8 protein-coding genes are annotated in these 13,146 nt (G+C 43.3%); 5 read left to right on the top strand and 3 right to left on the bottom strand.

Annotation, left to right across the window (positions count from 1 at the left end; genetic code table 11):
• Window positions 1-142 precede the first annotated feature (142 nt).
• Window positions 143-1,417: an ABC transporter substrate-binding protein gene (locus AC5ELV_RS01950; protein WP_493428924.1), complete on the top strand. Its 1,275-nt coding sequence runs from the start codon at window positions 143-145 to the stop codon at window positions 1,415-1,417.
• Window positions 1,418-1,450: 33 nt separating this feature from the next.
• On the top strand, window positions 1,451-3,154 hold the full coding sequence (locus AC5ELV_RS01945) for a methyl-accepting chemotaxis protein (RefSeq protein WP_493428923.1): 1,704 nt from the start codon (window positions 1,451-1,453) through the stop codon (window positions 3,152-3,154).
• 94 nt (window positions 3,155-3,248) lie between these two features.
• Here AC5ELV_RS01945 and AC5ELV_RS01940 read toward each other — a convergent pair whose 3' ends face one another.
• Window positions 3,249-4,523 carry an oligosaccharide MFS transporter gene (locus AC5ELV_RS01940; RefSeq protein WP_493428922.1) on the bottom strand — a complete coding sequence of 425 codons (1,275 nt, stop codon included), beginning with the start codon at window positions 4,521-4,523 and terminating at the stop codon, window positions 3,249-3,251.
• A 653-nt stretch (window positions 4,524-5,176) separates the two neighbouring features.
• Here AC5ELV_RS01940 and brnQ point away from each other — a divergent pair.
• Window positions 5,177-6,535 carry a branched-chain amino acid transport system II carrier protein gene (gene brnQ / locus AC5ELV_RS01935; RefSeq protein ID WP_493428921.1) on the top strand — a complete coding sequence of 453 codons (1,359 nt, stop codon included), beginning with the start codon at window positions 5,177-5,179 and terminating at the stop codon, window positions 6,533-6,535.
• 15 nt (window positions 6,536-6,550) lie between these two features.
• On the opposite strand, the gene AC5ELV_RS01930 is transcribed toward brnQ, so the two are convergent.
• Entirely contained in the window at window positions 6,551-7,471 is a 921-nt protein-coding gene (locus tag AC5ELV_RS01930) for a helix-turn-helix domain-containing protein (RefSeq protein ID WP_493428920.1), read from the bottom strand.
• Window positions 7,472-7,651: 180 nt separating this feature from the next.
• Here AC5ELV_RS01930 and yicI point away from each other — a divergent pair, with 180 nt between their 5' ends.
• Window positions 7,652-9,976 carry an alpha-xylosidase gene (gene yicI / locus AC5ELV_RS01925; RefSeq protein ID WP_493428919.1) on the top strand — a complete coding sequence of 775 codons (2,325 nt, stop codon included), beginning with the start codon at window positions 7,652-7,654 and terminating at the stop codon, window positions 9,974-9,976.
• Between the two features lie 153 nt (window positions 9,977-10,129).
• Here yicI and AC5ELV_RS01920 read toward each other — a convergent pair whose 3' ends face one another.
• Window positions 10,130-11,083 carry a serine hydrolase domain-containing protein gene (locus AC5ELV_RS01920; protein ID WP_493428918.1) on the bottom strand — a complete coding sequence of 318 codons (954 nt, stop codon included), beginning with the start codon at window positions 11,081-11,083 and terminating at the stop codon, window positions 10,130-10,132.
• A 281-nt stretch (window positions 11,084-11,364) separates the two neighbouring features.
• On the opposite strand from AC5ELV_RS01920, the gene AC5ELV_RS01915 reads away from it, so the two are divergent.
• The gene (locus AC5ELV_RS01915; protein WP_493428917.1) at window positions 11,365-13,083 is read left to right on the top strand and encodes a methyl-accepting chemotaxis protein; all 1,719 of its coding nucleotides are present in this window, start codon (window positions 11,365-11,367) and stop codon (window positions 13,081-13,083) included.
• Window positions 13,084-13,146: the final 63 nt, after the last annotated feature.

The following is a 13,146-nucleotide window of genomic DNA, read 5'->3' as shown; positions in this document are numbered from 1 at the left end:
TTAACGTAACAACCTGTTTGTACTATTTTTAACTTCCGATATTTACCAACAAAAAAAACCCTAATCTTCCCAGAGAATAATGTCGATAACATTGAATATTATTCATAAATTTTATCAAAGTAGATCTTTAGGGGGAAAGTTAATGAGAATACAGCTAAAAGTTGCGATTTCTCTAGTATGTTTAATGATGTTTATAGGTTGTTCAGCCACACCAGTATCACAGCAGACGACCAAGATTACATTTTTGAATTCCAAAGCTGAAATAAAAACTCAATTAGAAGAAGTAGCAAAACAATACAATCAAGAGCACCCCCAGGTATCTTTAGAAATTATAACTGCTCCAGAGGGAACGTCTGCATATCAAAAGCTGATGTCGATGTACGGCTCAGGAAGTGCAGCAACCATGTCGATGCTTGATCCGGGAGACACGCAGACATTCTTAGATAAAGCCGTTGATTTAAGCAAAGAGAAGTGGGTAGCAGATACGATAGAAAATGGACTTGATGCCGTCAAGAAAAACGATGCTGTGCTGGGATTTCCATTTGCAGTTGAAGGCTACGGATTAATTTACAATAAGAAAGTGCTGGACAAAGCAATTGGGGGGGCTTTTGATGCTTCCTCGGTGAAAAGTAGAAGCAATCTGAACGCCTTAATGGCTAAAATTCAGAAGTCGGGAGTAGCACCGGTCATGCTTTCACCAATGGACTGGTCTCTTGGCTCTCATCTTTTAGCTTTGTCTTATTCTGTTCAACCTGGGGGTTTTTCAGAGTTTGTTAAAGGTATGCAGAACAACTCCATCGATATGTCCCATAACAGTGTAATGTCTGGATGGGTACAAACTTTAGACCTGCTCAAGGATAACAGCATCAATAAGCAATCGCCTTTGGACAGTACGTATGACGATGGAGCCAAAGCCTTGGGAGAGGGCAAGGTAGGGCTTTGGTTTATGGGCAACTGGGCTTGGAATGGAATAAAGAGCAATGATACGGCAAATGGGGAATATGGTTTTTTGCCTCTTCCGTTAAACGATAATACGGATGATCCCAACAATGCTAAGATTACAGTCGGTGTGACAAAGTATATATTCATCGACTCCAAAACTACCACACCTCAGCAGCAAGAGGAAGCGAAGAAGTTTTTGAACTGGCTGGTGTACGAAAAGTCTGGACAAGAGTCTTTGGTTAACAAGGCCAATGTAATACCGGCGTTCAAGAATATTGACTTGGTGCCTACCGATCCTTTGAGTAAATCGATCAAGTCATATATGTCGAGCGGAAAGACGCTGCCGTTTATAGCAACCCTTCCACCTGATCATGGGGCCATCACAGGAGCATCTATCCAAAGCTACATCAGTGGAAAGATAGATAAAGCCGAGCTGTTGCGCCAAATACGCATATACTGGAAAGCTCAGCAGTGATGACACGAGACCAGTCACGGGAGGAAGATAAAGATGTTTAAATTAACATTAAAGAAAAAAATAATTAGTGCAGCACTCATACTGGTTATCGTACTTTCCCTTTCAAGTGTTATAGGCGTCATTAAGATGTCGGAAATGGGGGAGGCTTCTGATAAGGTAAATAACAAGTCTTTACCTGCGGTTATTCTTCTTCAAGGTATGGATAAGCAGATTACAGAAATCGATAGACTCACCGTTCGAATGATACTCGAAGAGGATACTGCCGTTCGCAGCACTCATCAAGAGGAGCTAACCAAAGCTACAGCTTCAATGGATAAGAGTGTAAATGAATATCAAAGTTTAGCCTCTACGGCAGAGGAAAAAGAACTGTTCACCAACTTTTATGGTCAGTGGGCAATGTATCTTCGCCATCTCAAAGTGGTTTCCGCTGCGATGGAAGAAAACGACAAAGTGATGGCCTACATGATCATTCATGGAAATTCTTCTATTTATAAGGCAGCATTAGACGATGTAAATAAACTGAAGCTACTTAATGAGCAGTATGCCACGGATGCAGCTAATCAATCGAGTGATTCCTACTATTCAGGTAAACTGTTTATGATTTCTCTGACTATCATATGTACGATCCTTGGCATTATCGGTTCTTTTTTACTGGCTCAATCGTTCACTAAGCCGATATTAAAGATAGCGGAACAGATGAAGCTGGTAACCGGGGGGAACCTGCAAGTGGAACCCCTTAAGGTCAGATCAAAAGATGAGGTCGGGAAACTAGCATCCGATTTTAATGAAATGTGCGATTCGCTGCGCAATCTTTTAAAGGAAGTAGTGGACAATTCCTTACTGGTTGCCTCTACGGCTGAACAGTTAACGGCCAGTGCGGAACAGACAAGCATCGCTACCGAGCAGATAGCTGTAAGTGCCACTCAAGTCGCAGAGGGATCTCAGACACAGCTTGCAGATATAGCTGAAACGCTGAATTACACAGTAGACGTTTCTAAAAGTGTAGAGAACATAACCAATCGCTTTGTGAATGTGGCGAATCTCACAACCCAAGCACAAGAAAAAGCAAACAACGGCAAAACCCAAATGTCTTCCACTGTCTCGCAAATAAGAGATGTGCATACCAAGGTAACTCAATCCGCTGAAGTGGTAAATATTCTAGGAGAAAAGTCTGCGGAGATTAGACAGATCACAGCTATGATCCGTGATATAGCAGCTCGTACCAACTTGCTTTCACTAAATGCGAGTATAGAAGCTGCGAGGGCGGGAGAGCAGGGAAAAGGGTTTGCGGTTGTTGCTTTTGAAGTACGCAATCTGTCGGCACAAGCAAGTGAAGCAACGGGCAAGATCTCTTCTCTAGTTAACGAAATTGCCTTAAGAACAGATGAAGTTGTGATTTCAATGAATGAAGGTGTTCAATCTCTGAATGAAGGCATGATGCTTGTCGAAGGTGTAGGTAACGTTTTTTCTGAGATTGTAGGTGCCGTTGAAGAAGTGAGCGATGAGGTGGACACTGCGGCTGTAGAAGCAAGATCCGTAAATGAAGGAACCGTTTCTATGGTGGAATCGATGAAGAAAATTGCTGAAATCTCCGAACGTGCAGCAGATTCTACTCAAACAGTCGCAAGCGTAGTCGAGGAAACTACTGCATCCATGCAGGAAGTGTCTGCAGGTGCTAACATGCTTGCCAAGAGGGCGGAAGAGATGAATCAAACGGTGTCAGTATTCAAGATTTAAAATAAGCTTCAAATCAACTGGAGTTAAGAGCGGCAGCCTTGGACGAGAAAAAAGTCCTAGACTGCCGCTGTTTTGTTAAGCTCAAACCATTAGATTACGAATGAACTGCTTCAACTTTTTTGGCTGCTCTTTTCAGATCCTGTTTACGACGTTCCTCCAGATACCGCTCCCCATTCTTCTTGTCTGCTGTTAGTGTAAAGCAGGATATGATGGTGAATAGGCCTGCAATGGAACCCAGAATCACATAAGTAATCGGGAAATTTAATACTTCATACATATGTCCGACAATGGGTGAGAAAATGGAAACCACCAGGGAGCCCATAAACAAATACAGCAGGTACATGGTGGAGGACAAGCGCTGGTCAAAGTTAACGGTAATGTACTTGAAGATGGCTACCAGAATAAGCGGTTTCTCCAGAGAGTGAATCATCTTCATCGCAGCTACCCATATAGAACCGAATGGCAGCGAAGAGCCGATAATACGCAAAGACATAATCGACCCGGCAATAATTAATGCCCATTTGGCGGTCGTTTTGTTCACAAACCAAGGGGTAACGAAAAGGAACACAAATTCCAGGAAAACCTGTACAGCGCTCAAATCGCCAAGGAATTGATTTCCTTCCGCTTTGGAACTGAACTGTGATACGAAGTATGTGGCAAACTGTTGGTCATATACCTCATAAATTTGGGTCACGCCAACCATGAATAGCATAAGAAACCAGAACTTTTTGGTACGTACGAGATGCAGCACATCAATGAGCTTCAACGATTCTGTTTTCTGCTGCTCCTGTCCGGAAATTTCGACTTTAGTCAGGAAGATGCAGATCATGGCAACAACGGCAGATACGGAGGCAATCCAGAAGGTCAGATTTACATTGATATTGATGACCCGTCCCGCAACAAAAGTAGCCGCCGCCCACCCGAGTGAACCCCACATACGAACCCGTCCGTATTCAAAGCCATATTTACGCGAAACTTTGTCCATATACGAATCGACGACCCCGTTACCTGCATTAAACACCAGGCCGATAAATAGCGCACCAACAATGGCACCAATAACGAACTGCGTTTGAAGCAATGGACCGTATACATAGATAAAAAAGGGTCCAACGAGCAAAAGGATTGTAAAGAGTATGTACAGCAGATGTTTTCTCAAGCCAAGCTTGTCAGATAAGTAACCGAACAGGGGCTGCATGATCAAGGCGACGATTGAATTAGCCGCGTATAGAAATCCCGTGTAGGTTTCTGAAATTTCCAGGCTTTGTCCCAGCCAAATGACAAAAAAAGACATGGCGGCAGACCATGTAAAAAGATAAGCGAAGTTAAAAATACTCAGAGACCAATAGTTGCGTTTTGCCAAATTCATCATGTTTAAGCACCCCTTTAAATTGTAGCCGCTCAAATTGCATTCAACGTCATTTGCATTGTCTGTACTATTAATTGTAAGGATTATTCACTCGCTTCCATAGGGCATTTTCCCAAGATTTCCTGTGCTTATTACAATCAGTTGATGATTCGAATAAAACAGCAGATTCTGTATGGATTAAATTGGGGCTCAAACTATTTTAAATATGTTGAAGAGGAATAGTTAGGGGATGAATAGTGAAAGATTGAACCATGAGAACATGCTGTGTGTAACTACATCTACATCTTGTAAGAAATAAGTCCTAAGTATAAAATCCCCTTATAGTTCATTAAGCTCACTAAGTTCATTCTGCAAGTACAAAGTTACTTGAAACAGTGATCGTATATAGAGTATTGTGTAACGATGAGTTAAGACGAAACCCACTCATCCTAAAGGCACCGGTTATCACTAGGCTCAATAGACATTGCTAACATCCAGATAGAAGTAGGATGAAATCGAGGATACGGCAGTCTTTATAGTTGCCATTGTTTTATTGATTACAGATACCGTTCTTTGGATGCAACAATGGGCTGCGTCCCTATTAACATGTATTATACAAATTAAAAAGAAAACGAATAAAAACAAAATGTTGTGAGTTCGTAGTTGGAGGATTTATTATGTCGAAAAGTGTTTCTTCGTCCTTTATTATCATTATAGGATCGATGCTATTTGCCTTATTTTTTGGTGCAGGGAATCTAATCTTTCCACCTATGCTTGGGCAAATGGCCGGAAAGAATGTATGGATAGCCAATGCGGGTTTCTTGGTTACCGGAGTTGGCTTACCATTACTAGCCGTCACAGCCTTTGTTTTTTCGGGCAAAAGCAATTTGCAAACTTTAGCGAGTCGTGTACATCCTGTATTCGGCATTGTTTTTACAACAATCCTTTATCTAGCCATCGGGCCTTTATATGCAATTCCTAGAACCGGTAGTGTGTCATTTGAAATTGGAGTAAAACCTTTTTTTTCTAACAATGCAGATCATCCTGTCGCACTTTTTGTATTTACTATCCTCTTTTTTGCTGTTGCATGTTTGTTATCACTTAATCCTACAAAAATTATTGATGTCATCGGAAAGTTTCTAACACCCATTAAATTAACATTCATTGGATTACTTGTGATTGTAGCTATTATTCACCCAATAGGAAAATTCCAAGAACCTGCGGAGGGTTATACATCCAATGTCTTTTTCAAAGGCTTTCAAGAGGGTTACTTAACTTTGGACGCTCTTGTAGCCTTTATTTTTGGAATTATCATTGTGAATGCAATTAAGGATAGAGGAGTTGCTACAAAAAAAGAGTTGATGATCATTTGTGGCAAAGCGATAGCAATTGCGGTTACACTCTTAGCTTTTATCTATACGTCTCTTTCATACATGGGAGCTTCTAGTGTTGAAAAATTGGGGATTTTAGGAAATGGTGCTGAGGTGTTAGCCAAGGTTTCCTCCTATTATTTTGGATCTTATGGTTCTATTCTATTAGGCTTAATGATTACAGTAGCGTGTTTAACGACAAGTGTGGGGCTTATCACTTCCTGCTCTTCCTTTTTTCATGGATTATTTCCAAAAATCTCTTACAAAAGAGTTGCTCTCATGTTATCTATATTTAGTACCCTTGTAGCCAACATAGGTTTAACACAGCTCATTAAGGTTTCAACGCCAGTATTAATGGCAATATATCCTATTGCTATTTCTCTAATATTTTTAACTTTTTTACATCCCGTATTTAAAGGCAGGTCAGAAGTATATCAAGGCAGTTTGATATTAACCTTTATCATTAGTTTATTTGATGGCTTGAATGCTGCTGGAATAAAAATTAATGTAATTAATGATTTTTTCACTCATCTTCTTCCATTATATAATGTAGGATTAGGGTGGTTAATTCCCTCTGTTTTAGGAGGAGTAGCTGGCTACATATTTACTAAGTTAAGAGGAAGAAAAATAATTTTAGTATTTATGAAGCCCAAAAAAAATAAATGATTTATCCTATGCATATTAGTCTGTTATATAAGGGACAGCAAGCGCCTGATCTGCTTCGTGCTGCTTACGGTACTGCGAAGGGGTCAGGCCGTTCCATTTTTTAAAGGTCGCAATAAAATAGCTTAGATTGTCAAAACCAACATCCAGCGCAATATCAACCACTTTGCGATCACTTTGCTCCAGCAACCTGCAAGCCTTTTGAATCCGATGATAGTTAATATATTCTACCGGACTTTTCTGAACCATCTGCTTAAAAAAACGGCAAAAATGCCCTTCACTCATCCCAATCTCATCTGCGATCTCCCGTAAACGCATAGGCTCATGAGCATGACTATTAATATATGCCAGCGCCTTTTTGATCCGTTCAACTTTGTTGCGTTGACCCGCCATAATCACATCTTCTCCGTTAGCGGGGGTCATGTGTGGGTACAGGCAGGCAATCATGCTATAGAGCTGCGCCTTGGTCGCCAGTTCACGGGCAGGTGCATTCTGCTCATGGCTGGTGATAATGTGTCGCAATGCAGTCAGTACCTCCTGCTCCCAAGGCTGCACGCCGCGAATATGAGGGGGAGGGACAAGCTTTTTACTGATAAATGGGTCAATAAACTGCGTCTGCACTGTATCCTGCGTGCGGCTGTGCAGTATGTCGGGGTGAAACACCACCGCAGAGAATACGCAACGAGAGCTTTTTTGTAAATAACCTGCGTGAAGCTCGCCGCTGTTGACAAAAAGAGCTTCACCTTCGTTCACCTCCGTATAGACCATATCCGTCTGAAAAATGGCGCTTCCCTGCTCCACTACGATAAACTCCATCTCTTCATGCCAATGAGACTCCAGTATACTATTTCCGTTCAACTGTTCTACGCTCGGATATACGCTGACTGGGTACATGGGATTGCCGTGAATGCGATTTTCCCGCAACATTTCTCTTTGCATTCTATGACTCCTCTTCTGCAAACTGATTTATATAGAAAACATCAAAATATTGATACAATACGTCAAAATAAAAGAAGTAAACCCTTACATAAATCAATATTATTATAGTAAGGATTTCGAAAAAATCCAACAAGCGATTTGGAATCAAGAATATAAAGATCGAGACGGAGGAAGGAACAGATGAAATTTACAGATGGCTATTGGTTGGTTCGCAAGGGCTATGAAATACAAAATCCTGCTGAAATCCGTGATATCGTGACGGACGATGCTTCCATGACGGTATATGCAGCGACCCACCGGATCGAGCACAAAGGAGATACGCTGAATGGAGCGTTGCTGAAAGCGACCTACAGCTCGCCTATGCCGAATGTCATTCAGGTGCGTCTGAACCACCATAAGGGACGGGTGCATCTGGGACCGAATTTTGAAATTCACACCTTGCCAACAGAGGTGGACATTACGGTGGATGAGGACGCAGCGGTACTGAAAAGCGGCGATCTGAGTGTGCGAGTCGGCCGTGGGAAGAGCTGGGATGTAGGCTTTTATGTCGAGGATCGCAAAGTCACAGGCAGCGGACATCGGGGACCAGGTTATATTACAGACCCCCAGGATCAGCCTTTTTTCCGGGAACAGCTGGAGCTGGGCATTGGTGAGTATGTATACGGACTCGGAGAGCGTTTCACTCCGTTCGTAAAAAATGGCCAGGTGGTCGATATATGGAATGAAGATGGCGGGACTAGCAGTGAGCAGGCATATAAAAACATTCCATTTTATCTATCTAATAAAGGGTATGGTGTGTTCGTCAACCATCCGGAAAAGGTATCCTATGAGATTGCATCGGAAAATGTATCAAAGGTTCAGTTTAGCGTCTCAGGCGAGTCGTTAGAGTATTTTATTATTGGTGGAGCTAACCCTAAAGAGGTATTGGACAATTACACCAAGCTGACGGGCAAGCCTGCATTACCACCAGCCTGGACCTTTGGTTTGTGGCTGACCACTTCGTTCACAACAGATTATGATGAAGCAACAGTGAACCATTTTGTGGACGGGATGGCTGAGCGGGATCTGCCACTCTCGGTATTCCATTTTGACTGCTTCTGGATGAAGGAATACCAATGGTGCGATTTCCAGTGGGATCAAGACATGTTCCCAGACCCGGAAGGCATGCTGCAAAGATTGAAGGCAAAGGGTCTCAAAATTTGTGCATGGATCAATCCGTATATTGCTGAAAAATCCATTTTATTTGATGAAGGTATGGAGAATGGTTATCTGGTCAAAACCGCCGATGGTGGCGTGTGGCAATGGGATATGTGGCAGGCGGGGATGGGGCTGGTTGACTTCACGAATCCGGCTGCAGTCGTCTGGTACCAGGATAAGCTGAAGGTGTTGGTAGATCAGGGGGTAGATTGCTTCAAAACTGATTTTGGCGAGCGCATCCCTACTCATGTGGTATATCATGACGGGTCTGATCCGATGAAGATGCATAACTATTATACGCATTTGTATAACAAGGCTGTATTTGATGTACTGGAGGAAAAGCTGGGTAAAAATGAAGCCGCGTTATTTGCGCGTTCCGCTACAGCCGGGGGGCAACAGTTCCCGGTTCACTGGGGCGGAGACTGCTCGTCGACGTATGAGTCGATGGCCGAATCCTTGCGAGGCGGCTTATCGCTTGGTTTGAGCGGCTTCGGCTTCTGGAGCCATGATATTAGCGGCTTTGAGTTAACGGCTGCGCCGGATGTGTACAAACGCTGGGTACAATTTGGACTATTGTCCTCCCATAGCCGTTTACACGGAAACGAATCCTATCGCGTGCCTTGGCTATTTGACGAAGAATCGGTGGACGTGGTGCGTAGCTTTACGAAACTCAAATGCTCACTGATGCCATATCTGTATCCTTCTGCTGTGGAATCCTCAGTAAAGGGACTGCCGATGATGCGGGCTATGGTATTGGAATTTCCGCAGGACCCAACCTGCGCAACGTTGGATCTGCAATACATGCTGGGGGATTCCATTTTGGTAGCCCCGATCTTTAATAAAGAAGGCAATGTGCAGTATTATGTACCAGAGGGTCAGTGGACAAATTTACTTACGAATGAGAGAGTGTCAGGTGGTCGTTGGGTTAACGAGCATCATGATTTTACAACTTTGCCTGTGCTCGTGAAGCCGAACACACTGTTGGCAATCGGTCATGAGAACAGTCGTCCGGATTATGATTATGCTGATCAAGTGACACTTCATTTGTTTGAGCTTGGTGAGGGACAACAGGCTCGAACGGTTATCGTGAATACGTCAGGTAAAGAAGAGCTAACGGTTACTGCCAGCCGCAATGATTCTGTCATTACGGTGAAGGCTGAAGGTGCTGTTAAACCATGGTCGATAGTCCTGCGCGGTATCCACGAGGCTGTTCAAGTGGAGGAAGGCAGCAGCCAGCCGGGAGAACAGGGTGTAATCATTACACCAGATTCCAGCGGACAGCAAGAGCTTACTATTCACTTGGGCTAGGTAAGGCGCTAGAAAGTGGATGAAATATGTCACAATGTAGCGATTATATGCAAAAAAGGGCTTGCCTGATTCAACAGGCAAGCCCTTTTTGATGCAGAATTTTGATAGAGACCACCAGTTTCAACTTTTAGACTTTTAGCTTCGGTATCTATTCTATTCATTTTGCTGGAGTAGCAGCGGTACAATATATTGCCGGAAAATATCCACAGGAGTCCGTTTCTTTTTGAATTTATCAGCGGTAACGACAACAACCATGTCATACGACGGGACGATAACAATATATTGCCCACCAAAGCCGAGAGCGTAAAAATAGTCCGTTTCAGTTCCTGTCTCTGTTTCATCTGAAAAGGAAGAAGTCCACCAGTGCCAGCCGTAAAATGCTTTTTGTGGTTTGGCAGCAGGAAGAAACGGACGGGTTGAATATCGGACTGTCTCTGTTTGGATGATCTGCCGTCCTTCCCAGCCTCCTTCGTTCAGATAAAGCCGCCCGAATTTGAGCATGTCTATCGGCCTGAGATGCAGTCCGAAGCCTCCAGTATGCGTACCTTGAGGATCGGTTTCCCAATGGTAGCTTTCGATACCGAGCGGTTGGAATAATTGCTGCTCGGCAAATTCAGCAACTGTTTGTCCAGAAACATGACGTAGTATGGTGGCCAAAAGTTGGGAACAGCCAGAATTGTATTCCATTCGCATGCCTGGCACATCCGATAATGGCTGTGAAAGCACAAATTGCACCCAGTCTGACGTTTTGCTCATGGTAGGAAAAGAATTTTGCCCGCCAAATTCCGTCCAGTTAAAGCCCGCGGACATCGTCAGCAGATGTTCAATCGTGATATCACGCTTTCGAGAATCACTATCTGTGGCCAACTGGGGAAAGAATTCGAGGATCGGCGTCTCCGGTTTCGGCCCTCGCTGCTGGTCCATAGCGATACTAACTAATGCGGAAATCACGCTTTTGGTACAGGAATTTATTTTATAGAGTTCGTTAGCAATTTGAGGTTCACGATAGTAATTCATGACCATGTTTCCCTGCTGCTCAATAAGGCAGCTGCGGGTTTCCAACTCGTTAAGTACGTGAATAAGTGGTTTTAGTTCCAAACTTTCCATGCAGGTCCTCCTTGAGGCTTTGGCATACCAATACATAGTATATCATTTTTAATAGTCCGAAATTCGAAGGTACGAGAAGAGTACAAACTGAGAACAGTTCATTTACCTAATTTTGAATTTTTTTGTTTTTTGATATTAAAAAAGATATATATGTTCACTGAATAGACACAAATATATTTAAAAATCTATACACTTTTTCTGTTTCATTCAAAAAAACAATCGAATAAAACGATATAAAGTAAGTTGGACATTTTATTCAGAAATAACTGGGGGACCGATTCATGAATTTAACAATTAAGGCCAAAATGATTCTTAGCGCGATACTGATTCCGAGTGTGATTGCGGCCATGCTGCTAACCAATTACATTTTAAGCGTACATAGTGAGAATGAGTACAAGGATATTATGAATCGTGAAGAGGCTATTGCGTATAACTCGAAGTCTCTTCAATTTTTGTTAAACGGTATATCTAATGATGAGCGGGCATATTTGCTAACTCGTGATGAACAGTACGGGCGAGAGATTGGAAACAAGCAGAGTGAAGTTGCAAAGTTGCTACAGGAGACAGAAGCTCTGCTTAGAACAGGCAATGAGGATTCTAGTAAAAAGATGACTGATCTCAAGACGGGGATTAATACCTATATGAATCAAGTTCATCGTTTACTGACTAAAGCGGGGTATCAGAGTACAAGAGATGATGCTTTCCCGCCATTTTCTGATTTGCTCGATGATTTTGAAAACGAACGGGTGTTGCGCAAGCAACTTGATACCAAGGTAGTAGCCTTTGTCAAAGCTCAAGAAGATATGGTAACGGTGAAAGTACAGCAAGCGCACCAAACGATGACGAATACATCCTTGATTACGAGTATTGTAGGACTTCTCGTTATTATTTACAGTATTGTTCAATCCATCGTTTTGATCCGTTCTATTCGTCCATTACACCATATGAATGAGCAGCTGTTGGAAATGTCTGAAGGTGGGGGAGATTTGCGTAGCCGACTGGATATTACGTCCAAAGACGAAATCGGTATGATTGCAAGCTCCTACAACAAGCTTATTGAGGGGTTCCGCAGTATTATAGTGGATGCTCAGGATACGGCGCGTACATTAACCGTAACTGCAGAGCGGGTTAGCGTAAGTACAGAGGAAATGAATCAGGCCAATCGTCATACTTCCGGTGTAATGGAAGAACTAGCGGCTGGTATGGAGCATCAGGTCGATGATATTACACAAACTACAGATACCGTGAAAGAGCTAGCCCACGAACTGGAGCATATTGCAGCCACGAGCCAGCAGGTGTACGAGTTATCTGATACAGCCGCTAAAGATGCAGAAGCAGGAGAACAATCTATAGGTCAGGCTATGCGTCAGATGGAGAAGGTCAGCGAAAGTGTAGACAGCTCTGCACGTGCTGTGCGTTCACTTAGTGAACAGGCCGAACAGATTGGCATGATCGGAGCTGTCATTACCGGAATAGCCAAGCAGACAGGAATGCTGGCGCTTAACGCGTCGATTGAAGCGGCAAGAGCCGGAGAGCAGGGCAAAGGATTTGCAGTTGTAGCCTCTGAGGTAAGAAGATTGGCCGAGCAGGTATCGGTTTCAGCAGCAGAAATCACACAATTTGTGCAAAATATTCAGGAGCATGTTGGAAATGTCGCTTCCAGTATGCAGACAGGGACGGTTGAAGTGCAGTCTGGCGTAAAGGTCATGCAATCCGCAGAATCCGCATTTCGTCAGATTGGAAGTTCCATTCAACAGGTCAGTGAACAGATTCACAGCGTAAATCGGTCTGTAGAACAGATGTCCGGCGGATCCGAGCGAATGGTGGAAGCAGTAGAGCGTATTCGTGAAGTAGCAGAGCAGTCGGCAGGGGGAACCCAGAGCGTCAGTGCCGCGGCTGAAGAGCAACTGGCTTCCATGGAGGAAATTGCATCATCCATTCATACACTGGCGGATATGTCGCAACTGCTGAATGCAAGGGTCGGTGGATTTAAAGTGTAGCCGCATAAATCCCCACCAATGTAAACACAATAACAACTGTTGAACGAATCAGAACAGCTGTGT

This window comes from Paenibacillus sp. NMA1017 (genome assembly GCF_058895805.1).
Note: the sequence above shows the minus strand (reverse complement) of the source record. Positions and strands in the feature narration are given on the sequence as shown.

Bases quoted from the DNA above. Each gene is read 5' to 3' on its own strand.
- AC5ELV_RS01950 (WP_493428924.1), top strand. From the start codon at position 143: ATGAGAATACAGCTAAAAGTTGCGATTTCTCTAGTATGTTTAATGATG.
- AC5ELV_RS01945 (WP_493428923.1), top strand. From the start codon at position 1,451: ATGTTTAAATTAACATTAAAGAAAAAAATAATTAGTGCAGCACTCATA.
- AC5ELV_RS01940 (WP_493428922.1), bottom strand. From the start codon at position 4,523: ATGATGAATTTGGCAAAACGCAACTATTGGTCTCTGAGTATTTTTAAC.
- brnQ (WP_493428921.1), top strand. From the start codon at position 5,177: ATGTCGAAAAGTGTTTCTTCGTCCTTTATTATCATTATAGGATCGATG.
- AC5ELV_RS01930 (WP_493428920.1), bottom strand. From the start codon at position 7,471: ATGCAAAGAGAAATGTTGCGGGAAAATCGCATTCACGGCAATCCCATG.
- yicI (WP_493428919.1), top strand. From the start codon at position 7,652: ATGAAATTTACAGATGGCTATTGGTTGGTTCGCAAGGGCTATGAAATA.
- AC5ELV_RS01920 (WP_493428918.1), bottom strand. From the start codon at position 11,083: ATGGAAAGTTTGGAACTAAAACCACTTATTCACGTACTTAACGAGTTG.
- AC5ELV_RS01915 (WP_493428917.1), top strand. From the start codon at position 11,365: ATGAATTTAACAATTAAGGCCAAAATGATTCTTAGCGCGATACTGATT.